This window comes from Enterobacter sp. I4 (assembly GCF_022669095.1).
Taxonomy (GTDB): domain Bacteria; phylum Pseudomonadota; class Gammaproteobacteria; order Enterobacterales; family Enterobacteriaceae; genus Enterobacter; species Enterobacter pasteurii.
The window spans coordinates 1,126,185-1,146,526 of record NZ_JALBUO010000002.1 but is presented as its reverse complement, the minus strand read 5'-3'; the positions used below and the strand labels follow the sequence as shown (position 1 = coordinate 1,146,526).

General features: G+C 55.3%; 21 protein-coding genes. 15 read left to right on the top strand and 6 right to left on the bottom strand.

From position 1 onward, the window contains the following. Window positions 1–13: 13 nt before the first annotated feature. Window positions 14–904, bottom strand: coding sequence for a sulfolactaldehyde 3-reductase (yihU, locus tag MOQ06_RS17790; RefSeq protein WP_242174226.1), 891 nt, complete (start codon window positions 902–904; stop codon window positions 14–16). 155 nt (window positions 905–1,059) lie between these two features. Between yihU and MOQ06_RS17785 the strand changes: the two genes are divergently transcribed. The 6 genes from MOQ06_RS17785 to fabY all read left to right on the top strand — a co-directional run bounded on the left by MOQ06_RS17785 (window position 1,060) and on the right by fabY (window position 5,804). Beyond that, window positions 1,060–1,956 carry a sugar kinase gene (locus MOQ06_RS17785; RefSeq protein WP_242174224.1) on the top strand — a complete coding sequence of 299 codons (897 nt, stop codon included), beginning with the start codon at window positions 1,060–1,062 and terminating at the stop codon, window positions 1,954–1,956. Between the two features lie 34 nt (window positions 1,957–1,990). Beyond that, window positions 1,991–2,791: a DeoR/GlpR family DNA-binding transcription regulator gene (locus MOQ06_RS17780; protein ID WP_242174221.1), complete on the top strand. Its 801-nt coding sequence runs from the start codon at window positions 1,991–1,993 to the stop codon at window positions 2,789–2,791. 118 nt (window positions 2,792–2,909) lie between these two features. Next, a complete protein-coding gene (gene yihX / locus MOQ06_RS17775; RefSeq protein ID WP_148422534.1) occupies window positions 2,910–3,509 on the top strand; it encodes a glucose-1-phosphatase in 600 nt (199 codons plus the stop codon). Further along, window positions 3,503–4,384 (top strand): virulence factor BrkB family protein, encoded by an 882-nt coding sequence (locus tag MOQ06_RS17770; protein WP_176609164.1) that lies wholly within the window; start codon window positions 3,503–3,505, stop codon window positions 4,382–4,384. Before yihX ends, MOQ06_RS17770 begins: the two co-directional genes overlap by 7 nt. Further along, entirely contained in the window at window positions 4,381–4,818 is a 438-nt protein-coding gene (gene dtd / locus MOQ06_RS17765; RefSeq protein ID WP_242174218.1) for a D-aminoacyl-tRNA deacylase, read from the top strand. Before MOQ06_RS17770 ends, dtd begins: the two co-directional genes overlap by 4 nt. A 44-nt stretch (window positions 4,819–4,862) precedes the next feature. After that, complete coding sequence (fabY, locus tag MOQ06_RS17760) at window positions 4,863–5,804, top strand: fatty acid biosynthesis protein FabY (protein ID WP_176609165.1); 942 nt, start codon at window positions 4,863–4,865, stop codon at window positions 5,802–5,804. Between the two features lie 11 nt (window positions 5,805–5,815). On the opposite strand, the gene MOQ06_RS17755 is transcribed toward fabY, so the two are convergent. Continuing rightward, complete coding sequence (locus MOQ06_RS17755) at window positions 5,816–6,733, bottom strand: alpha/beta hydrolase (protein ID WP_242174216.1); 918 nt, start codon at window positions 6,731–6,733, stop codon at window positions 5,816–5,818. Window positions 6,734–6,962: 229 nt separating this feature from the next. On the opposite strand from MOQ06_RS17755, the gene MOQ06_RS17750 reads away from it, so the two are divergent. Continuing rightward, window positions 6,963–7,274, top strand: a complete 312-nt coding sequence (locus MOQ06_RS17750) for a type II toxin-antitoxin system RelE/ParE family toxin (RefSeq protein WP_242174214.1) — start codon at window positions 6,963–6,965, stop codon at window positions 7,272–7,274. After that, window positions 7,275–7,565: a NadS family protein gene (gene nadS / locus MOQ06_RS17745; RefSeq protein ID WP_242174212.1), complete on the top strand. Its 291-nt coding sequence runs from the start codon at window positions 7,275–7,277 to the stop codon at window positions 7,563–7,565. Between the two features lie 41 nt (window positions 7,566–7,606). Here nadS and fdhE read toward each other — a convergent pair whose 3' ends face one another. The 4 genes from fdhE to fdnG are packed head-to-tail and all read right to left on the bottom strand — an operon-like array spanning window position 7,607 to window position 13,130. Then, window positions 7,607–8,536, bottom strand: a complete 930-nt coding sequence (gene fdhE / locus MOQ06_RS17740; RefSeq protein WP_022652077.1) for a formate dehydrogenase accessory protein FdhE — start codon at window positions 8,534–8,536, stop codon at window positions 7,607–7,609. Continuing rightward, complete coding sequence (gene fdoI / locus MOQ06_RS17735; RefSeq protein WP_015569914.1) at window positions 8,533–9,168, bottom strand: formate dehydrogenase cytochrome b556 subunit; 636 nt, start codon at window positions 9,166–9,168, stop codon at window positions 8,533–8,535. Before fdoI ends, fdhE begins: the two co-directional genes overlap by 4 nt. Continuing rightward, window positions 9,165–10,067, bottom strand: a complete 903-nt coding sequence (fdxH, locus tag MOQ06_RS17730; RefSeq protein ID WP_242174210.1) for a formate dehydrogenase subunit beta — start codon at window positions 10,065–10,067, stop codon at window positions 9,165–9,167. The genes fdoI and fdxH overlap by 4 nt, the downstream gene beginning before the upstream one ends. 12 nt (window positions 10,068–10,079) lie before the next feature. Then, window positions 10,080–13,130 (bottom strand): formate dehydrogenase-N subunit alpha, encoded by a 3,051-nt coding sequence (gene fdnG / locus MOQ06_RS17725; RefSeq protein ID WP_148422527.1) that lies wholly within the window; start codon window positions 13,128–13,130, stop codon window positions 10,080–10,082. 382 nt (window positions 13,131–13,512) lie between these two features. Here fdnG and fdhD point away from each other — a divergent pair, with 382 nt between their 5' ends. The 7 genes from fdhD (at window position 13,513) to MOQ06_RS17690 (ending at window position 20,334) form a co-directional block, all read left to right on the top strand. Beyond that, a complete protein-coding gene (fdhD, locus tag MOQ06_RS17720) occupies window positions 13,513–14,349 on the top strand; it encodes a formate dehydrogenase accessory sulfurtransferase FdhD (protein ID WP_148422526.1) in 837 nt (278 codons plus the stop codon). Window positions 14,350–14,463: 114 nt separating this feature from the next. Beyond that, complete coding sequence (locus MOQ06_RS17715) at window positions 14,464–14,676, top strand: DUF1471 domain-containing protein (RefSeq protein WP_015569916.1); 213 nt, start codon at window positions 14,464–14,466, stop codon at window positions 14,674–14,676. Window positions 14,677–15,082: 406 nt separating this feature from the next. Continuing rightward, window positions 15,083–15,781 carry a DUF1120 domain-containing protein gene (locus tag MOQ06_RS17710; protein ID WP_242174208.1) on the top strand — a complete coding sequence of 233 codons (699 nt, stop codon included), beginning with the start codon at window positions 15,083–15,085 and terminating at the stop codon, window positions 15,779–15,781. 71 nt (window positions 15,782–15,852) lie between these two features. Further along, window positions 15,853–16,548: a DUF1120 domain-containing protein gene (locus MOQ06_RS17705; protein ID WP_242174207.1), complete on the top strand. Its 696-nt coding sequence runs from the start codon at window positions 15,853–15,855 to the stop codon at window positions 16,546–16,548. A 74-nt stretch (window positions 16,549–16,622) separates the two neighbouring features. After that, on the top strand, window positions 16,623–17,306 hold the full coding sequence (locus MOQ06_RS17700; protein WP_242174205.1) for a fimbria/pilus chaperone family protein: 684 nt from the start codon (window positions 16,623–16,625) through the stop codon (window positions 17,304–17,306). Between the two features lie 17 nt (window positions 17,307–17,323). Beyond that, window positions 17,324–19,753 (top strand): fimbrial biogenesis outer membrane usher protein, encoded by a 2,430-nt coding sequence (locus MOQ06_RS17695; RefSeq protein WP_242174202.1) that lies wholly within the window; start codon window positions 17,324–17,326, stop codon window positions 19,751–19,753. Further along, window positions 19,744–20,334 (top strand): hypothetical protein, encoded by a 591-nt coding sequence (locus tag MOQ06_RS17690; protein ID WP_242174198.1) that lies wholly within the window; start codon window positions 19,744–19,746, stop codon window positions 20,332–20,334. The genes MOQ06_RS17695 and MOQ06_RS17690 overlap by 10 nt, the downstream gene beginning before the upstream one ends. The last annotated feature ends 8 nt before the right edge of the window (window positions 20,335–20,342 follow it).

The window sequence follows — 20,342 nt, the reverse complement described above, 5'->3', positions numbered from 1 at the left end:
CAGTCCTTTCGTATCAGTGTGTTTTTTTCAGCCCGGCAGATGCGCGAACCTGTTCAAGAATGGCCGTCCAGTCTTCGCGCCCGCGCCCGGCGGCGCGGGCCTGGCTGTAAACTTCGCGGGAGGCCGCGCCCAGCGGCATCGGCACGTGGAGCTGGTTGGCCACGTCCAGGGCGATCCCCAGATCTTTATGTGCAAGGTCGATCATGAAGGCGGGGGAAAGATCCCCTTTCAGCACCTTATTCGGCCATGAGGTGGTGAAGTGGCCTTTACCCGCCGGCGTGCCGCTCATCACCTTCAGCGCCACCTCAAAGGAGAGGCCGAGGGCTTCACACAGCACGGCCGCCTCGGCGGAGAGGGCGTTCAGGGCGATACTCATGTAGTTATTGATGAGCTTCACGCGGATGCCCATGCCCGGGCCACCGGCGTTAATCAGCTCGTTGCCCATCGCCATTAATACGGGAGTGGCGCGCTCAACCTGCTGCGCCGTGCCGCCTGCCAGCAGGAGCAGCGTGCCGGCGATGGCATGGTCAGACGTGCGTCCGACGGGCACGTCCATCAGGCTGAAGCCGCGGTCAGCCATGTCGCGGATCAGCGCGTCGGTTTGCAGGGGATGAATGGTCGACATATCAATCACCAGCGCGTCGCGGGATAACCCTTCGCATACGCCGTGCTCGCCGAACAGTACGCTGCGCACCAGGTCGCCGTTGGGCAGCATGGTGATGACGAACTCGGCATCCGTTGCGGCCTGTGCGGGCGTTGCCGCCGCCTTCGCGCCGCTCTCCACCAGGAGCTGAACCGCCTGCGGGTTCACATCAAAGACCTGAAGCCGGTGACCTTGCTTCAACAGATTCTTCGCCATTGGCGCGCCCATCTGCCCTAAACCGATAAATGCGATTGCTGACATGCCTCTCTCCTGTCATATCGTGTCAATTTCTGCGCGTTTGTGTTGTCTGTTTTTGATCGTATTTGTAATTTATAGTCAAAAAATTGACAGGGGTCACTTTTTAAACATTTGCTGAAATTAAAATGAAGGCATCAGAAATCGCAGAAGGAATCACCATGACTCGCATTGCTTGTGTCGGCATTACCGTGCTGGATCGCATCTGGTATCTCGATGATTTACCAAAGGAAGGTGGGAAATATGTCGCAAAAGACTATACGGAAGTGGGCGGCGGCCCGGCGGCAACAGCTGCGGTGGCAGCGGCGAAGCTGGGCGCGGAAGTGGATTTTATTGGCCGGGTGGGGGACGACGATACCGGCCGACGGCTGCTTGCGGAGCTGGGCTCCCTGGGGGTGAATACCCGCTTTACGCGCGTAGTTAAAGGTGCCCGATCGTCACAATCGGCGGTGCTGGTGGATGCGAGCGGGGAGCGCGTCATTGCGAACTACCCCAGCCCGGATCTCCCTGCTGCGGCAGACTGGCTGCATGAAATCGACTTCTCTCAGTGGGATATTGTGTTAGCGGACGTGCGCTGGCATGACGGGGCAAAACAGGCGTTTACCCTTGCCCGCCAGCGGGGCGTGCCGACCCTGCTTGATGCGGATGTCACCCCGCAGGACATCGCAGAGCTGGTTGCCCTAAGCGACCACGCGGCCTTCTCCGCGCCGGGACTACGGCGCTTAACGCAGCGGGATGAGGCCGAAGAGGCGCTGAAAAAAGCACAAACGCTCACAAATGGACACGTGTACGTCACCCAGGGGCGAGACGGCTGCTTCTGGCTGGAGAACGGCGCGTTATGCCATCAGCCGGGGTTTGAGGTGAACGTCATTGATACCACCGGCGCGGGCGACGTTTTCCACGGCGCGCTGGCGTTCAGCCTGGCCCAGCACTCCGCCGCCGCAGACGCCGTGCGTTTTGCCAGCGCCGTCGCCGCGCTGAAATGTACCAGGCCCGGCGGGCGCGCGGGTATACCCGACTGTGATCAAACCCGCTCTTTTTTGTCACTTTTTGTATAAAATGCGGGGCGTGATGGTTTTCAGAGGACAGCCCATGAGCCTTACCGAACTAACCGGCAACCCGCGGCACGATCGTCTGCTGACGCTGATTGCCGAACGCGGCTATATGAACATTGATGAACTGGCCCAGCTGCTGGATGTGTCGACGCAAACGGTGCGCCGGGATATCCGCAAGCTCAGCGAGCAGGGGCTGATCACGCGGCATCATGGCGGCGCGGGCAGGGCATCCAGCGTGGTAAACACGGCATTTGAGCAGCGCGAAGTCTCGCTTACCGAAGAGAAACGGGCGATTGCCGAAGCGATTGCGGACTATATTCCCGATGGCTCAACCATTTTTATCACTATCGGGACGACCGTAGAGCACGTTGCCCGGGCGCTGCTTAACCATAATCATCTGCGCATCATCACCAACAGCCTGCGGGTGGCGCACATTCTTTATAAGAATCCGCGTTTTGAGGTGATGGTGCCCGGCGGTACGCTGCGCCCGCACAACGGCGGCATTATCGGCCCGGCGGCGACGGCCTTCGTGTCCGGCTTCCGGGCGGATTATCTCGTGACCAGCGTGGGGGCGATTGAACACGACGGCGCCATGATGGAGTTTGACGTCAATGAAGCCAGCGTGGTTAAGGCCATGATCGCCCATTCCCGCCACATTTTACTGGCGGCCGATCATACGAAATACCACGCCTCCGCGGCGGTTGAAATCGGCAACGTGGCTCAGGCAACGGCGCTTTTCACCGATGAGCTGCCCGGCCCGGCGCTGCACAGCCATCTTAAATCCAGCAAGGTTGAGGTTGTCGAGGTGCATTCAGGAGAAGAGCAGCAGGCTGGCTGATCGTCTTATGGCCCGATACTCCGTTTCGGGCCGTTCCTCTCTTTAAGCTGAATCTGGCGCATAGCTAAAGTTTCTCTTTCCCGCTACAGTTAGTTTTCCACGGCGAAAGGAGATAAACATGCTTTATATCTTTGACTTAGGAAATGTAATCGTCGATATCGATTTTAACCGGGTGCTGGGCGCATGGAGCGATTTTAGCCGTGTTCCGCTGGCGACGTTAAAGCAGAATTTCGCGATGGGCGAGACTTTCCACCTGCACGAGCGCGGTGAAATCAGCGACGAAGCGTTCGCTGAACGTTTCTGTCAGGAAATGGGGCTCTCGTTGAGCTACGAGCAGTTTTCCCACGGCTGGCAGGCGGTATTTGTCGCGATCCGCCCGGAGGTGATCGACATCATGCACAAGCTTCGCGCGCAGGGGCATCGCGTCGTTGTGCTGTCGAATACTAACCGCCTGCATACCACCTTCTGGCCGGATGAATACCCGGAAATCCACGCGGCGGCAGATAAAGTGTATCTCTCCCAGGAGATGGGGATGCGTAAACCGGAGGCGCGGATCTATCAGGCGGTGTTGCAGGAGGAAGGATTCACGGCGGCGGATGCGGTCTTTTTCGACGACAACGTCGATAATATAGAGGGAGCTAACCAGACAGGTATCACCTCAATTCTGGTGACCGGAAAAGAGACGATACCGAACTACTTTGCGAAGCAGTTATGCTAAAAACCGTTCATCAAAAAGCCAACCACCACACGCGCCCGCTGAGGGCGTGGCTGAAGCTCCTCTGGCACCGCATCGATGAGGACAACATGACCACGCTGGCGGGCAATCTCGCCTACGTGTCGTTGCTCTCGCTGGTGCCGCTGGTGGCGGTGGTTTTTGCGCTTTTTTCCGCGTTTCCGATGTTTGCCGATGTGAGCATGCAGCTTCGCCACTTCGTTTTCGCGAACTTTATTCCTGCCACCGGCGACGTTATCCAGAACTACATAGAACAGTTTGTGGCTAACTCCAGCAAGATGACGGCAGTGGGGGCGTGCGGGCTTATCGTCACCGCGCTGCTGCTGATGTATTCCATCGACAGCGCGCTCAACGCCATCTGGCGGAGTAAAAAAGTCCGGCCTAAGGTGTATTCCTTTGCCGTCTACTGGATGATTTTAACCCTCGGCCCGTTGCTGGCGGGGGCAAGCCTGGCCATCAGCTCTTATCTTCTTTCGCTGCGCTGGGCGAGCGATTTAAACAGCGTGATTGATAACGTGCTGCGCATCTTCCCGCTGATCCTGTCGTGGCTCTCGTTCTGGCTGCTTTACAGCGTAGTGCCGACTATCCGCGTACCCAACCGGGACGCGGTTATCGGCGCGCTGGTGGCGGCGTTGCTCTTTGAGCTGGGCAAGAAAGGATTCGCGCTTTATATCACCATGTTCCCCTCCTATCAGCTGATTTACGGCGTGCTGGCGGTGATCCCCATTTTGTTTGTCTGGGTCTACTGGACGTGGTGTATCGTCTTGCTTGGTGCGGAAATAACTGTCACTCTCGGGGTCTACCGGGAACTCAAAAAAGCAGCAGAAGCTGAAAAACAACAAGAAGCAGACCAACCATGATTGCATTAATTCAGCGCGTAACCCGTGCCAGCGTCACCGTGGCGGATGTGGTGACGGGTGAAATCGGCCCAGGACTTTTGGTGCTCCTGGGTGTCGAAAAGGATGACGACGAGCAAAAAGCCAACCGCCTGTGCGAGCGCGTGCTGGGCTACCGCATTTTCAGCGATGCGGAGGGCAAGATGAACCTGAACGTCCAGCAGGCTGGCGGCAGCGTGCTGGTGGTCTCCCAGTTTACGCTGGCCGCCGATACCGAACGCGGCATGCGCCCGAGTTTCTCAAAAGGCGCGGCCCCGGATCGCGCAGAAGCCCTTTACGAATATTTTGTTGAGCGCTGTCGCCAACAGGAAATGCCTACACAAACCGGACGATTCGCTGCGGATATGCAGGTATCGCTGGTAAACGATGGCCCCGTCACGTTCTGGCTCCAGGTATGAGCCAACTGGCGGCCTGGCCGCGGGTAACAAGAGAGAGTACAGCTATGTATCACCTTCGAGTACCGCAAACGGAAGAAGAATTAGACGCTTATTACCATTTCCGCTGGGAAATGCTGCGCAAGCCATTACATCAGCCGAAAGGATCTGAACGCGACGCCTGGGATGCAATGGCGCATCACCAGATGGTGGTTGATGAAGAGGGTAACCTCGTCGCCGTGGGGCGTCTGTATATCAACGCCGACAACGAAGCCTCTATTCGCTTTATGGCCGTTCACCCCTCCGTTCAGGACAAAGGCCTCGGCACGCTGATGGCGATGACGCTGGAATCCGTCGCCCGTCAGGAAGGAGTGAAGCGCGTGACCTGTAGCGCCCGCGAAGACGCCGTCGAGTTCTTTGCTAAGCTCGGTTTTGTGAATCAGGGGGAAATCGCCGCCCCGCAAACCACGCCGATCCGTCACTTTTTAATGATCAAACCCATCGCCACGCTCGATGACATTCTCCATCGCGCCGACTGGTGCGGGCAGCTCCAGCAGGCCTGGTATCAACATATCCCGCTCAGTGAAAAAATGGGCGTGCGCATTCAGCAATATACCGGGCAAAAATTCATCACCACCATGCCGGAAACGGGCAATCAGAACCCGCACCATACCCTGTTTGCCGGCAGCCTGTTTTCGCTGGCCACGCTCACCGGCTGGGGGCTGATCTGGCTCATGCTGCGCGAGCGTCATCTGGGCGGCACTATTATTCTCGCCGATGCCCATATCCGCTACAGCGCGCCGATCAGCGGCAAGCCGAGCGCGGTGGCTGACCTGGGCGCGCTGGGTGGCGATCTCGACCGTCTGGCGCGCGGCCGTAAGGCACGCGTGCAGATGCAGGTCGAGCTGTTCGGGGATGAAACCCCGGGCGCGGTGTTTGAAGGCACCTATATCGTGCTTCCCGCTAAGCCGTATGGCGCGTATGAAGAGGGCGGAAACGAGGAGGAGTAATCTCCTCTTTGCTAGCGTCTGGCTTGATTAATTCGCCAGGCGATATCCCGTAAAACATCTCGCGCTGACTGGCTAACCCCGCCAAGCTGAATGAAGCCATGAATAACACCCAGCCATCGCTGAGCGGTACACTTAACTCCCTGCTTCGTGAGGCGCTGAAAAAGCGCCTCACCTTCATCGCATAGCGGATCATACTCAGCGGTAATAATGTGAACCTGCGGCAGACCGCTAAAGTCTTCCCGCCACAGGGGGCTGATTTCAGGATGCTGACGATCGGCTCCAGCCAGATACATTTCATAGCCACTCAGAAGGGTATCGCGCGTAATCACATAATCCATGCCGTTGAGGGTATAGCTTTCAAAGCTGGCCGTGGCGTCGAGCATGGGGTAGATAAGAATGAGCTGCGCCGGCTCCCAGAGACCTTTGGCCTTGAGCCGAAGCGCGGTTACCAGCGCAAGATGGCCTCCCGCACTGTCTCCACAAAGCGTAATCCGGTTTTCATCCACGCCTAATTTCTCTGCGTTTTGCCAGACTAGATCCGCCGCTCTTTCTGCGTCGTCATGCGCAGCGGGGAACGTATGTTCGGGTGCGAGTCTGTACTGAACCGCAATGACCCGGCAGTTACCGTAAAACGCCAGCTGACGAAGCTGATTATCATGGGTTTCAAACCCACCGCTAACAAAACAACCGCCATGATAGTAGAGGGCAGAAGGTAACGCTTCAGGAGCATTGAGAGGCGAAAAGATCCTAAAGGTCATCTCCTCAAGAACAAACGTTTCAACCTGAACGCGCGTTTCTGTCTTCCCGGCCAGCGCCGTACTGGCTACATACCCGGCTCTCCGGTCATCAATACTCTGCTTTCGCGATGAAGGCCGCCCTGCTGCAATAAATCCCTGTACAAGCTTATCAATACCCTTTTCCAGAGCCATGGTTATGTCCTTTAGCTGTATGCATACACAGTCTTATAACCTGTATTAATTCGGAAGAAAACAATCAACTTGAGTGAAAACTGAGATCTGGAAAAAGGGTCGCAAAATCCTGCTTCATTCATTGAATTCAATGGATAAGTTACCGAAATCTCAATAACGTATTTCTCACAGGGGTACGTCATTGACGTACATTGGAGATGTGTTACTCTAAGCCAATGGCGTATATTTTATGCTATTCATTGAAACGGATATCTTCACAGAAGACGTCAAAACGTTACTGGATGACGACGAATACCATAAGCTCCAGGTTTTTCTGGCAACGCAACCTGATTATGGCGATCTGATCCAGAATACGGGAGGCCTGCGAAAGATTCGCTGGCTTTCAGGGGGCCCGGGAAAGCGTGGTGGAGTAAGGTTTATTTATTTTCACCGTACGCGCGAGTTTGAAATCAGGCTGCTGCTTATCTACCGCAAAGGGATCAAAGATGACCTGTCCGCGGGGGAGAAAGCCATTCTGAAAAAGATGATTGAGAGGTGGTAAATGGATAAGGCGCTATTTGAGCGATTAACCCATAGCATTGCGCAAATGAACGAGATTGCCAGAGGCCAACGTGCGCCGTCGCGCACCTTTCAAATCGATGCGATGAAAATCAAAGAAATTCGCCAGGCGTCCGGGTTGTCGCAGAGTAAATTCGCGAACTTAATCTCGGTCAGCGTTGATACGTTGCGTAACTGGGAGCAAGGCAGACGCTCGCCAACAGGCCCGGCTAAAGCGCTGTTGCGCGCCATAGCTAACGACCCTCAACATGTCATCCCTGCGCTATCGCAGTAATTAGCCCGGCTGCACAGAGGCTCACCGGGCTTTGGTGGAGATTACTCCCCTTCACCCGGGAACAGGAACGGGTTGATAGAGCTACGGGCAAAGCCCTCCTGCTCCATTTTGGCGTCCAGAATCAACGAGGCGAGATCGTCGGCCACCGCTTCGACTTTCGGGTCTTTTTCCTGATACAGAATCTTCAGGTAGGTTCCGCAGTCGCCGCAGCTTTCGGCCTTCACCGCCGCGTCTTCATTTTCCAGCGACCAGTAGTTCAGATCGCGAGTCTGCTCGCAGTTGCTGCACTTCACGCGCACCACGTGCCACTCGGTTTCACACAGGTTGCAGTGCAGATAGCGCAGCCCCTGAGTGGTGCCGATCTGTACCATGCTGGAAACAGGCATTGAGCCACACACCGGACAGAACTGGCGCGCTTCGCCGTATTCGGCGCGGGCTTTACCCGGGATCAGGCTCGCCATTTGCGCCCAGTAGAGCGATAGCGCGGCCCAGATGAACGGCGCTTTATCGCTGCTCACCAGCGAGAAGTCGGACGCGAACAGCGCGCTCGCCATCTCTTCCAGCTCCTGATCGGAGGCTTTTTCCAGGTTCTCAATGACCGCCAGCGCCGTGCCGCTCATCTCGGGCTTCAGCTCGGCAATCAGCGAATGCAGCAGCTTATGCCAGTGCTTGTCGCGCGGCAGGACGTGAATGTCCAGCGGCGGCTTGCCCTGCTCGTTGGCTTCTTTGATGCGTGCGGTGAGGTCCATTTGCAGCGGGTGGTCGTACAGCACCACTTCCTGCGCATGGGCTACCAGCGCGGCAAAACGCAGAAAATCGCCCAGCGGGTTGTTCTCTGCCAGCTCGCGCAGGCGCTCTGCGCGGCGGTTGTAGAGGTTCTTGAGTCTGGGGAATAACAACGGCGGAATATACTCCGCCGTACGTTTCTCGCTCGACCCCAGCTCATCTTGCGGGATTATGCGAATACTCATTCAGATGACTTTTCCTGTTTCTGGCGGACTTCACGGTACCAGCGCGGGTGATGTTTCTTCGCCCACGTTTTGGTTACCCATCCTTCCACCATCGCGGTAATGGTGCCTTTCACCCAAAGGGCGGCGTAAATATGCACCATGATAACCACAATTAACGCTACTGCGGCAAATGAATGCAGCATCAGCGCAAATCGGATCACCGGGATTGAGAAAGCAGGCGCAAAATACGGACGCCAGATGATCACGCCGCTCACCAGCAACAGGACCAGGAAGATAATCGCCGCCCAGAATACGCATTTCTGGCCGAAGTTATAACGCCCGGTATCACCTACTTCCTCGTTGACGACGATCTTACGAATATTCTTCGCCCAAAAGATATCATCCCGATTGATTAGGTTATGGTGCCAGTAGCGGAAAAACATGATGATAAACGAGGCAAACATCACCACACCCACGAACGGGTGAAGGATGCGCGCCAGCTGCGGCGTACCCAGTATCTGCATCAGCCAGTTGAAGGACGGGAAGAAGAACCCCAGCCCGCTTATCGCCGCCAGCATGAAGCAGAAGGCGGTGACCCAGTGGTTGATACGTTCCGGCGCGGTGTAGCGCACGATGGTGTCACGTTTTCTCATTTGCGCACCTCGTCTTTCTCTTCATGCAGGTTGTCGTCTTCCTCTTCCGCGCGGTTCGGACCAACACCGACGTAGTGGAAGATGCTCGCTGCAAAGGTGGCAGCAAAACCGACCGCTGCCAGCGGTTTCCAGATGCCTTTCCAGAACTTCACGGTGGCGCTGATTTCCGGGTTCTCCGGCAGGCCGTGATACAGATTCGGCTTGTCGGCATGGTGCAGCACGTACATCACGTGCGTGCCGCCAACCCCGGCCGGATCGTACAGGCCAGCGTTATCGTAACCACGGGTTTTCAGCTCGTCCACGCGCTCGGCCGCCAGCGTCTTCATATCCTCTTTGGAGCCAAAGTGGATAGCGCCCGTCGGGCAGGTCTTCACGCACGCTGGCTCCTGGCCGACGTTTACGCGGTCAACACACAGCGTACATTTGTAGACGCGGTTGTCTTCCGGGTTCATGCGCGGCACGTCGAACGGACAGCCCGCGATGCAGTAGCCGCAGCCAATGCACTGCTCGGACTGGAAGTCGACGATACCGTTGGCATACTGAATGATAGCCCCTTCTGACGGACACGCCTTCAGGCAGCCCGGATCCGCACAGTGCATACAGCCGTCTTTGCGGATAAGCCATTCCAGTTTGTCGTTCTGCTCCACTTCCGAGAAGCGCATTACCGTCCAGGACTTGGCGGTCAGGTCCGCCGGGTTGTCGTACACCCCAACGTTGTGACCCACTTCGTCACGGATGTCGTTCCACTCCGAACAGGCCACCTGACAGGCTTTACAGCCGATACAGGTGGTTACGTCGATAAGCTTAGCCACTTCCTGCTGATGGTCCCGCGCCTGAGGCGCGGGCGTGAAACCGTTAGTCGCGGAACGACGGATAATATCCTGAGATTGATAAGCCATAAGTCGTCTCCGTTACACCTTTTCCACGTTCACGAGGAAGGCCTTAAACTCCGGCGTCTGCGTGTTCGCATCGCCGACGAACGGCGTCAGGGTGTTCGCAATGAACCCTTTCTTCGCCACGCCCTCATAGCCCCAGTGGATCGGAATACCGATGGTATCCACCTGCTGACCGTGAACGTTCAGCGTGCGAATACGCTTGGTCACCACCGCCTTGGCTTTGATATAGCCACGGTTGGAGGAGACCTTCACGGTATCGCCATGGGCAATGCCGAGCTTGTTCGCCAGCTTCTCGCCGATCTCCACAAACTGTTCCGGCTGCGCGATGGCGTTAAGCAGCGCGTGCTTGGTCCAGTAGTGGAAGTGCTCGGTCAGACGGTAGGTAGTACCCACGTACGGGAACTTGTCCTTTTTACCCAGCGCTTCAAAGTCGCCCTTGAAGATACGGGCTGCCGGGTTAGAGACCACGTTCGGGTGCAGCGGGTTAGTGCCCAGCGGCGTTTCAAACGGCTCGTAGTGTTCCGGGAAAGGTCCTTCCGCCATCTTGTCGATAGCAAAAAGACGGCCCATTCCTTCAGGCTGCATGATAAACGGCCCGACATCGCTGCCCGGTGCGGCAGTGCTGTAGTCCGGAATATCCACGCCGCCCCATTTCGCGCCGTCCCACTTCAGCAGCTGACGCTTCGGATCCCACGGGTTGCCCTGCGGGTCAGCGGAGGCGCGGTTATAGAGGATGCGGCGGTTCAGCGGCCACGCCCATGCCCAGCCGAGCGTATTGCCCAGACCCGACGGGTCGGCGTTGTCGCGGTTGGCCATCTGGTTGCCTTTCGGCGTCCAGCTACCGGCAAAAATCCAGCAGCCGCTTGAGGTGGTACCGTCATCGCGCAGGTGCGCGAAGGTGCTGAGCTGATCGCCTTTCTTCGCCAGAACCGCACCGGTAGCCGGGTCGATAACGTCCGCCAGCGCCTTACCGTTGCTCTCCATCGCCACTTCTTCCGGCGCTGGGTTTTCTGGCGTCGAGTAGTTCCAGGTCATGTTCAGAACCGGTTCAGGATTCGCGCCGCCTTCAGCCGCGTACATCTTACGCAGACGTAAGAAGATACCGGCCAGGATCTCGCCGTCGTTCATGGCGATGCCCGGGGCGTCCGCGCCTTTCCAGTGCCACTGCAGCCAGCGGCCGGAGTTGACGATAGAACCGTTCTCTTCCGCGAAGCAGGTGGACGGCAGACGGAACACTTCGGTCTGAATTTTCGACGGATCGACGTCGTTCGATTCACCGTGGTTCTGCCAGAAGGTCGAGGTTTCGGTATTGAGCGGGTCAATGGTCACCAGGAACTTCAGCTTCGACAGAGACTCGACAACCTTGTTCTTGTTCGGGAACGACGCCACAGGGTTGAAGCCCTGGCAGATGTAGCCGTTGACCTGGCCCTGGTGCATCATCTCGAAGTACTGGAGTACGTCGTAACCTTTGTCCCACTTCGGCAGCCAGTCAAAGCCCCAGCTGTTTTCCGCCGTCGCCTTGTCGCCGTAGAAGGCTTTCATCAGCGAGACGAAGAACTTCGGATAGTTGCCCCAGTAGTTCACCTGGCCCTCGAGCAGCGGTTTTGGCGTGCTGGCCGTCAGGTAGGTTTGCAGGTCGGTCTGTTTCTCGCTTGGCAGGTTCATGTAACCCGTCAGACTTTGCGACAGCAGGCCGAGGTCGGTCAGACCCTGAATGTTGGAGTGGCCGCGCAGGGCGTTCACGCCGCCGCCTGCCATCCCCATGTTGCCGAGCAGCAGTTGAACCATCGCCATGGTGCGGATGTTCTGCGCGCCGATGGAGTGCTGCGTCCAGCCGAGCGCGTACAGGAACGACGCGGTTTTATCTTTCGCGCTGGTTTCCGCAATCAGCTCGCAGACCTTCAGGAAGTCCGCCTTCGGCGTTCCGCAGATGTTTTCCACAACGTCCGGCGTATAGCGGGAAACGTGCTCTTTCAGCAGGTTCCACACGCAGCGCGGGTGTTGCAGGGTGGTGTCGCGCTTCGCAAAGCCGTTTTCGTCCAGCTCGTAGTTCCAGCTGGTTTTGTCGTATCTGCGTTTTTCGGCGTCATATCCGCTGAACAGACCATCTTCGAAGTGGTAATCCTCGCGCACGATCAGGCTGGCGTTGGTATAGGCTTCGGTGTATTCGCGGTTATATTTTTCGTTGGTCATCAGGTACAGCAATACGCCTGACAGGAAAGTGATGTCAGTACCTGAACGAATAGGGGTGTAGAAATCCGCCACTGACGCCGTACGCGTAAAGCGGGGATCGATCACAATAAGTTTCGCACCGTTGTGGATTTTGGCTTCCATCGCCCAGCGGAACCCGACAGGGTGCGCTTCAGCGGCGTTACCGCCCATCACCACGATAAGGTTGGCGTTCTTGATGTCGACCCAGTGGTTGGTCATCGCACCGCGACCAAATGTTGGAGCAAGACTTGCTACCGTTGGTCCGTGTCAGACACGCGCCTGGTTGTCGACCGCGAGCATGCCGAGTGCGCGCGTGAATTTCTGGGTTAAATAACCGGTTTCGTTACTGGACGCTGAAGCACACAGCATCCCGGTGGAGAGCCAGCGGTTAACCGTGACGCCATCGGCGTTTTTCTCAATAAAGTTGGCATCGCGGTCTTCTTTAATGTGTTTTGCGATGCGGTCAAACGCCTCTTCCCAGCTAATTTGCTGCCACTTGTCGGAGCCAGGCGCGCGGTATTCCGGGAATTTGAGGCGGCTTTCGGAGTGGATAAAGTCCACCAGACCGGCCCCTTTCGGGCACAGCGCGCCGCGGTTGACCGGGTGATCCGGGTCGCCTTCGATATGGAAGATAGATGCTTTGGCGTTTTTCGCACCGTCGCCGAGGCTATACATCAACAGCCCACAGCCGACGGAGCAGTACGTACAGGTGTTACGGGTTTCGCGGGTACGCAGCAGTTTGTACTGCCGCGTTTCCGCCAGCGCTACGCCGGGCGCAAAGCCCAGTGCCGCCGCCGTGGTGCCTGCCATACCGCCAGCGCAGATCTTAAAGAACTGCCTTCTGCTGACCTGCATGGGTCACTCCTTGTTCGACATTGCTTATATATGTAGTTTTTACTTCGCGATTGAGAATGGACCGCAAAGGAGAAAAATTTGCGTTAATCCCTCATGTCTCCGAGGGATATGCCCAGAATACCACAATGTCGGTACGCCTGTTCCAACGGCGTTAAAACAAAGTGAACGTATTATCACTCCATTGATTATAAAATGTGATATCAATCACAATATTAACCCTGCATGTTAAAGGGGTGTAGCAGGAGGCAGGTTGCACCGCTCCCAAGTGAGTAGGTAAACTTGTCGAAAATGGCTGCTGAAAAGTTGATCCATACTATGCGTATCGCCTGTGATTTATGCTGCAATAGCAGGCTCACTTCCGTGGTTGTTCAGGAATATCGTTGTGTCTAAACAAAACCGTGCTACCCACGCGTCGCCACTGCCTGCGGGCATCGTGGAACTGTCGGTGCACAGACCGCCCCACATTTCGCATGCCACGCCGGATTTTCTGGCGGAAGAAGTTCCCGTTGCCCTGGTGTACAACGGTATTTCGCACGTGGTGATGATGGCCTCGCCGAAAGATCTTGAGCTGTTCGCCATTGGTTTTTCCCTCTCGGAAGGCATCATTGCGCATCCGCAGGAGATCTACGGCATGGACGTCGTGCAGGCCTGCAACGGTCTTGAAGTGCAAATCGAGCTCTCCAGCCGTCGCTTTATGGGGCTGAAAGCGCGCCGCCGCGCGCTGGCCGGACGAACCGGCTGCGGCGTGTGCGGCGTTGAACAGCTTAACGATATCGGCAAGCCCATTGTCCCGCTGCCGTTTACCCAGACGTTTAATCTGGCGCATCTTGACCGGGCGCTCGGGCACCTGAACGACGTGCAGCCTGTCGGCCAGCTCAGCGGCTGTACGCACGCGGCGGCGTGGGTTTTGCCGTCCGGGGATATTGCGGGCGGTCATGAAGATGTGGGCCGTCACGTGGCGCTGGATAAGCTGTTAGGCCGCCGCGCACGGGAAAGCACGCTCTGGCAGCAGGGCGCGGCACTGGTTTCCAGCCGCGCCAGCTATGAGATGGTGCAAAAGTCCGCGATGTGCGGGGTAGAGATCCTGTTTGCGGTGTCGGCGGCAACCACGCTGGCGGTGGAAGTGGCGGAGCGCTGCAACCTGACGCTGGTGGGTTTCTGCAAGCCGGGAAGGGCGACGATTTATACCCATCCACAGCGGTTAATAGTTAATCAGTAATTTTGAATGATAATAGCAAATCCTTCCGCTATCAGTTGAACGGGATGAGGACTAATATTTATCTCATCAAGGCACGGTGCCTTACCTAAACAACTTAACGAAAGGGTTTAAATCATGAAAAGCATCAAAACTTTTGTCGCTGTAATCGCTCTGGCTGCTTCATTCGGTTCTTTCGCTGCACAGACCGTCACCGCTTCCGCCTCCACGCTGGATGGTGCAGAAGCGAAAATCGCCGCACAGGCTCAGGAAGCGGGCGCGTCATCCTACAAAATTACCCAGGCGTTCACCGGTAACCGCGTGCACATGACCGCTGAACTGAACAAATAAGCCGTATTGCCACTGTCCCTCGCTCTTCGGAGCGGGGACAGGTGTAAATTAAATATTGCTGCCAAAGGCTTTACCTCTCCTTATTTCCGCTTTATTGTCTCTTCTGTTTATCCTTCGTCGTTAAATAAACCTCTAAAATAATATTTCTGGCCAGGTTGGCGATAATATTATTTAAATCTATGCTTTTTCTCACCTGAAGCAATTTTCTTGCTTGTCATATTCATTTTCCAAATGATTGATCTTAATAATTAAGGAATTCCTCAGGCGTTAATCCTAAAGATGAAGCAGATAATTGATAGGGGTTATTGATGCTGGTATTTTCCTGCAATTAATATTGATTTTCTAACCCTTTGGTCAAATGTTGGTGTTTGGCTTTATTTGTACTTCACCTTAATAAGGAAATTGAATGAACGCGCTTATCAAAAAAGGAGTGCTGGCCACAGCGTTAGCGATGTCGGTTAATACGGCTATGGCTGCACAAAGCATTGATATTAAGGTCACCGGTAAAATTCTTCCGTCATCCTGTACCCCAGCCTTCCCAAGCGGCGGCGGTATTGCTGACTTCGGTACCATGAAAGTTTCATCTCTCAATTCGACCAGCATGACGCCGCTGACGGAGTTGAAAGAAATCCCCGTTGCCATTACCTGCGAAGAAGCCACGCGTGTTGCGGTGAAGTTTACCGATGCGCGTGACGACTCCTCCCCAACAGAAAGTGTCAAAATAGGTAATGGTTTTGTAGGCTCACCAAATTCTGTGTTTGGTCTGGGAATGTATAACGATAAAAAAATAGGTGCCTATGCATTAGCGTTATTCCGCAACCAGGGCGCAAACACTAACGGTAATGGTGACCCGCTTTATCCATTGGCGAGTATAGATGGCGGAAAAGGCTGGGTTGTTAGAGGCGCCGACTATATGCAAATCAACAGTGACAATTATGAAATATATGCCTTTACTTCAGATAAAACGAGTGGCGCGCCTTCTGCAGAAAGCAAGATTAACTTTAAGGTTGCTGTGAGCGCCACAATTAACCCAACCAACGATTTAAACGTTACGGATGAAGTGACGCTGGACGGTTTAACCAACGTAGAGCTGGTTTACCTCTGATTATCACATTGCTGATAATTCACTGCTCCTCAGTTCAGGTTATGGGAGCAATATAGTGCTAAGGAAAATAGATGAACGCTCATATCAAAAAAACAATGCTGGTTACCGTGTTAGCCATGTTGGTTAATTCAGCCATGGCTGCACAAAGCATTGATATTAAAGTAACAGGTAAAATTCTTCCGTCATCCTGTACCCCAGCCTTCCCAAGCGGCGGCGGTGTTGCTGACTTTGGTACCATGAAAGTTTCCTCTCTGAATTCGACAAGTGCAACCCCGTTGACGGAAACGAAAGAAATTCCCGTTACCATTACCTGTGAAGAAGCTACGCGTGTTGCGGTGAAGTTTACCGATTCGCGTGACGACTCTTCCCCAACAGATCTTATCACGATGAAGACGTTATATGGCTCCCCAGCATTTACCTTTGGTCTGGGAATGTATAACGGTAAAAAAATTGGTGCCTATGCATTAGCGTTATTAAACACTCAAGGTGCTAATACCAACGATGCGGGTGACTCACTTTATCCAATGTTTAGTTTAGATGGGGGTAACGGCTGGGCATATAAAGGTAGTGAGTATATGCAAATCACCAGTGATAATCGTGAAGTTTATGGATTTGGTACAGATCGCTCTAGTGCTGTGCTTTCAGCACAAAGTAAAATCAACTTTAAGGTTGCTGTTGAGGCCACAATTAACCCAACCAACGATTTAAACGTCACGGATGAGGTGACGCTGGACGGTTTAACCAACGTAGAGCTGGTTTACCTCTGATTATCGCCCTGCTGATAATTTACTGCTCCTCAGAACCGGGGAGCAGCTTCCATCAATATTAACGGACTAATATTATGATTCTTTCTAAAAAAACGTTGCTCTGCATTTGCCTCTTTTCGTCGTTGCAGACGTTTGCCGCCGGTATGGTGCCAGAAACTTCTCTGCTGTTAATTAACGAAGACGAGCGGGGAGCGAGCATGGATGTGAAAAATAGCGACGATACCGCCCAGCTTCTTTATACCCGCATTGTCGATTTGCCGGACGATCCAAAACCCGGCGTGGTTGTCACTCAACCGGTGGTGCGCGTAAATGCCGGAAAAACGCAGCGCGTACGCTTTGTCTTAAAAGACAGCGCGGAAAAATTAAAAACTGAACACTTAAAGCGCGTCATCTTTTCCACTATTCCGCAACGAGAGCAGAATAAAGTGAAAATGGTTTTCAGCCAGAATCTGCCCGTCATTATTCGCCCGGCAGGTCTCGACGTGAATATGGAGCCCTGGAAAGATCTGCTCTGGCAGATTAAAAACGGCAGCCTGACGGTGGTAAACGATACTCCTTATGTGGTGCGTATGGAGCAACACGCCACGTTATTACCGTCACGAATTAAGGTCAAATTCGATAAAAGCTATATTCTTCCCGGCCAGACGATGATAGCGACGTCAGAAAACACAATATCAGGGCAGAATGACAAGGTAGAAATGTACCCTGCCACCCGCTTTGGCTATAAAGCCGGTTCTTACGTTGCTGAATTAAAATAATAACAGACGGAGTGGCCATGATAATTTCTACCTGTAAAACAGGCGTGCTGGCATTTTGCCTGAGCGCGGTGGCGTTCGGCATTCGTGCAGAAATTCTTCCAGCTACAGCGCCCGCTATGGAGCTGGCAAGAGCGTTTTTCGATACCGAAGCGTTAAAACAGAGTGGCCTCGATCCGGCAATTGCTGACTATTATGCCGTCTCCCCGCGATTTATACCGGGCTATCATAATGTCACCGTGGTAATTAACGGCAAAAAGCGCGGCATTATGCCCGTGAAGTTTAATGATGAAGGTCTTCCCTGTATTGATAGCGAATTTCTGGACGCCGCCGGGTTATATAAAAAACTCAAGCGCGAAACCTGCCCCTTACTTCACCAGTACTGGAAAAACGCAACGGTCGTCACTTCAACGGACGTCGACGAAATTTCACTGGTTGTTCCACCGGAGGCCATTAACCCGGAAAGCGGCCGCCAGGTGGCAGACGTGCGCGGCGGACGCGCGGCTATGCTGAACTACTCCATGTTCGGCACCCATTACGACTTCGATGATGATAAATCCGATCGCTTTCAGTCTTCGTTTGAGTTTGGCTTTAACGCAGGCGACTGGATTGTGCGCAGCTCGCAGTTTATCAGCGACGGCAGCGGCATGGACTTCGAGAGCGAATCGCTTTACACCTATGCACAGCGCACCTTTACCGACTACGGCGTGATGGTTCAGGGGGGGCAAATTAACATCGCCAACAGCCGCTTCAGTATGCCGGGCATTTATGGCGTACAGATGATGCCGGATAACGCCCTTCAGCCGGGCTATAGCAGCGGCATTGAGGTCAGCGGTATTGCCCGCAACGCCCAGGCGCGCGTGGACATTCGCCAGGGCGGACAGCTGATTTTCTCCACGCTGGTGCCGGCCGGGCCGTTCACCTTAAGCGATGTACCCATTGCCAACCTGAATACGGATTTAAGCGTCACGGTGGCGGAAACCGACGGCAGCGAAAGCCATTTCACGGTCGCCGCCAGCACCTTCCGTAGCAACCACGTGGGCCGCGCGCCGGGCTTTTCCCTGGCCGTCGGGCGTGCGGAGGACATGGAGACGAGCTTTACGCAGCCGTGGATTGTCGCCGCGTCAAACGGCTGGTCTATCAACAACCGGATGAACTTTCTCGCCGGCATGGTGATGGCGGATAACCACTATTACGGCTTCTCCGCCAACGTTGACACCGTGCCGATGCAGCATATGTACGCCTCGCTGGGCTTTCTCGGCTCTATTGATAACCTTTCGCAGACCGATGGCAACAAAACCACGCTGGATGTCGGCTACGCATTGCCGTGGGGGCTCGGCCTGTCCCTTGGCGGGAGCTACGGTACGCCGAAGTACCGCGAAATGCAGGAGCTTTACAGCGACGACGACGATTACTCGACCACGAAATACGACACCAACGTTGGCGTAAGCTGGGCTAACACGACGCTGGGCCGTTTCTCGCTGAGCTATTACAACAACCAGACCTGGAACAGCGGATACGACAGCCGCCGCGTCATTTCGTCATGGTCCCGGTCGTTCCGCTATTTCAACGTCAGCGTAAACTGGGAGTCAGACATCAGCCACGGTGATAAGTACGCCAGCGACAGCGATATGTTTTACGTGAACGTCTCTGTGCCTCTGGGCCGCTCCGGCGTATCCACCAACAGCTGGTATCGTGAAAACGAGGGCAAAGCCTCTTACGGCACCCGCGCCATGGGGTCACTTAACGATGAAAATACCTACACGGTGGGCGCCTCTCAGGATCGCGACGACAGCGTAACCAGCTGGGATGGTTCGCTGAACAGTAACCTCCACTACACCACGCTCGCGTTAGGGATTGGCGGTGACAATGAAAGCAACCGTAACTCCTCGATCGCGCTGAGCGGCGGCATTGTCGCACACGGTGATGGCGTCACCTTCTCTCCCTATCCGGTGACGGATACCTATGCGGTTGTGGCGCTGGACAAGCCCGTTGCCGGAGTGGCGATCGGCACCCCGCGCGGAAACGTCTGGACGGACAAATGGGGCAGAGCGGTTGTCCCCGCCCTGACGCCGTTTAGCGAAAGTACGGTTGAGATAGATACCCAAAGCCTGCCGGGCAACCTGGACGTCAGCAACGGCCACGCGTCGCTGAAGGCCTCCCACGGGGCATTTGCTCACTGGAAGTTCACCACCCTGAGCCAGCGCCGCGTGCTGCTGAACATTACGCGCGCGGACGGCACGCCGTTACCGAAAGGCGTCTCCGTTGTGAACGGCAAAGGGGAGTACGTCACCTCTGCACCGGAGGACGGCATCATCTTCCTGAATGATATTTCCGCCAGCCAGACGCTGTATGCGAAGCAGGATACTGGCCGCTGCTCGCTGAGCTTTAGCTTAACGGAAGCGGACCCCACTCAATTCTACGAGGAGATAAACGGAAAATGTCTCTGATTATTCGTCGCACGTGTTTACTGCTGCTGGCTTGCGTCGCCCTCAGCCATGCTCCCTCCGTCCTGGCAGAAGAGGAGTGTCAGGTCGTTTCTTCAGTAAAGAGTATCAATAATGGCCTCCTGCGTCGGGAGACGATGCGCGAGGTCAGCACGGATATTGGCGGAAAAACGTACCGGGGCTACGCCTCGTCAGAGCGTGAGATCCAGGTGTCGGCCATCTGCCCGGAGGCGCGCAGGATCCGCTTGCAGGTGGACGGCCCGGCCCGGGGAAATAAGGCGTATCGCTTCAGCGACAGCGGCGTGCTGAAAATCACGGCGAAAGAGGCCCGCATGGATAATGGTGCCGTGCAGCTGGCAGCCGTGCCGCGCGGATCGGTGCAGATAACCGCGGGCGCGGCGGAGGTCGTGCTGCCGCCGGATATGTCTCTCGTGGCGGTGAACGGCAGCGAGGTGGCGGGCAAACAGCTGGTCGTTACGCTCTCCGTGGTCACTTATCTTAACGATAACGCGTTTAAGACGGGCAATACGGCGGAGCTCGAAGAAATGCTGACGGTGAATTACGTTACCCTCGCGGCGCAGTAAACGCCGCC